Origin of the sequence: Shigella sp. FC1967 (assembly GCF_001743005.1) — a bacterium.
GTDB lineage: Bacteria > Pseudomonadota > Gammaproteobacteria > Enterobacterales > Enterobacteriaceae > Proteus.
The window spans coordinates 1-2,568 of the sequence record NZ_MIIZ01000845.1; the positions used below are offsets into that span (position 1 = coordinate 1).

The 2,568-nt window shown below is 44.1% G+C and carries 3 protein-coding genes; all 3 read left to right on the forward strand.

Annotated elements, in window-relative coordinates:
* Positions 1 to 388 (forward strand): hemagglutinin repeat-containing protein (locus BHE89_RS14410; protein WP_171742508.1); only part of this gene is annotated, 388 nt, incomplete at its 5' end.
* 86 nt (positions 389 to 474) lie between these two features.
* Entirely contained in the window at positions 475 to 1,500 is a 1,026-nt protein-coding gene (locus tag BHE89_RS14415; protein WP_069368307.1) for a VENN motif pre-toxin domain-containing protein, read from the forward strand.
* Positions 1,501 to 1,592: 92 nt separating this feature from the next.
* Positions 1,593 to 2,489, forward strand: coding sequence for a hypothetical protein (locus tag BHE89_RS14420; RefSeq protein ID WP_128860576.1), 897 nt, complete (start codon positions 1,593 to 1,595; stop codon positions 2,487 to 2,489).
* The last annotated feature ends 79 nt before the right edge of the window (positions 2,490 to 2,568 follow it).

Sequence of the window (2,568 nt, forward strand, 5' to 3'; positions counted from 1 at the left end):
ATTAAATGCAGGGCAAACGCTCACCTTACAAAGTGGTCAAGATACGACCTTAAAAGGCGCACAAGCTCAAGGTGATAAAGTTATTGCGAAAGTGGGTGGCGATTTACACCTTGAAAGCCAGCAATCCATTGATGACTATCAGTCGAAGCAATCGAACGAAAGTGTGGGTGGTAGTGTCAATGTAATGGGCACACCGGGAGGCTCGGCAAATATTTCGTTTAGTCGCGATAAAATGGACAGTAAATACCGCTCAGTGGAAGAACAAACGGGCTTATTTGCAGGTAATCAAGGATTTGATATTAGTGTGGGTAAACATACCCAACTTGATGGCGCGGTGATCAGCAGTAAATCTGATGCAAAAATAATCAGCTCGATACAGGTACATTAGGCTTTAGTGATATCCATAACTACGCAGAATATAAAGTTGAGCATCAATCTGGTGGTGTAAGTACTTCAGGGGGTGTTGAGGGCAATATGCTGGCGAATATGGGGCATGCATTAGCCATGGTAGGCAACCACAGTGACAGCGCTGAAAACACCACTCAATCTGCGGTATCGCAAGGCACATGGCGAGTACGAGATAGCGATAATCAACAACAAGATATTGCGCAATTAAGCCAAGATGCCGACAACGCTCACAGCACGTTAACTAAAATCTTCGATAAAGAGAAAGAGCAAAATCGCCAACAAAAACAACAGTTGGTGGGCGAAATTGGGGCGCAGGTTATCGATTTGGCAACCACGGTTGATACTATTCGTGGTACGAACCAAGCGAAAGCTGATTCAAAACTCGATAATCTTTCTGATACGGCTTACGACGATATCTACCAAGCCCTTTCTGAAACTAAAGAGAATGTTACTGAGCGTGACGTTCAAAATTACCTCTTCCAGCAAGCATTACAGGACTATACCAACCAATCCGATTTTGGTACGGGGGGCAAATATACCCGCGCAATTCAAGCTATCACCGCATTTACGCAAGGCATAATGGGCAACAATATTGTTACCGCGATTGCTAATGGTTCCGCGCCTTACCTTGCCAATGAAGTGAAAAACCAAATTCAAGGCAACAGTGTTGAAAGTGATATTCAGCGCACCCTTGCCCATGGTTTGGTGAATGCTGGCCTTGCATTAACTAAAGGCGAAAATGCCTTAGTGCAGGCCTCTGGTGCAATGACAGGGGAAACAGTGGGCATTTTATCGCATTCACTTTATGGCAAAACGCCCGATGAACTGACTGAAACTGAAAAGCAAAATATAAGTGCATGGGCAACGTTAGCTTCAGGGATTGCTGGCGGTTTAATCAGCGATAATAGCACAGGCGTTGCCAATGCTGCCCAAGCCGGGAAAGTGGTGGTTGAGAATAACTTTTTGGGGGATATTTCACGTGAGGCATTGGATAAAAGCCGTGAGGCGTTGCGAGAAACAAATATACGGAGAGGGATATTCGTGAGTTACTGGCGTTGGAAGTCCGTGACCAAATCAGCGATGACCTGTTAAACCAGTACCGGAAAGATCCTGCGTCCCTGACGCCAGAGCAGCAACAGTGATTCCTGCAGGAATTACAGCAATATGCCTATGAAAAAACTCAGTTGTACGGTACAAAAACTGCTGAACAGTTGGTCATTTTGTTGTTAAAAGAAGGGGACTCGACGCTGATCCCAAACAAAGGCTTCCCATACGCGGGTAGCACAGACGCGAAAAATGCTTGGGCAGACAGGGAAAGATTACAGGTGTATGAGCAAGACGGATGGTTAGGAGCTCTGAACTGGACGCGTACACAAACAGAAGAAGAAAAACTGTTCAAAAAAGCCAATAATCTAGTCAATACGTATGGTTACCATAGAGATAATGCGGCTATAGGTGATACCCCCCTTCAGGTATTGCAGGGAGGTGTAGCAAGCAAAGTTATGGCACCGTTATTGGGTGGGGCAGGCAGAATGACAACATATTTCTTGGGGGATGGAGTAGGCAAAGTGATGCTTACAACCGGAACAATAGGAGCCACAGCAAGTGCTGGGATTCAATATGTGTTTACAGGAGAAGTCAACCCAGAGGATGTGGTGTTTGCTTTTGGGACAGGTGCTATGACGGCATATACGAAATTTGGTGGAACCGTCGCTTGGAATGCAGGCATGGGAGGAGCTTTAAGCATGTTTAAAGGTGATGATCCTTTTACAATTTTTACAAATGCCACTACTGCAGGTCTCGGTTCTAGTATGGGGTATGGTTTCGCGGGTAAACCTATAAGTTATGGATGGAATCAATATAGATTGTGGAAAACAGGAGGTTGGGATCCCAAATACAACCCTAAATTGCAAGGTGGAGCTATAAACGGATTATACGGACTTTCGAAGGATATGAAACCTCATCTTTTGCCTGGTATTTTGGGAAATGTTGGTTCTGCTTTTACAACAGAGACTATAAACGCTCTGATGCAAGAGAAAATTAAAGAAATTAAGGAAGAAAATAGTGAATCAAAAAACTAATCTATTTGAATACTTTCTTGTTGTAACTATTTTGTGTGTGGTAGGCCTGTTTATTATGGGGCTGTTTATATACTGCATA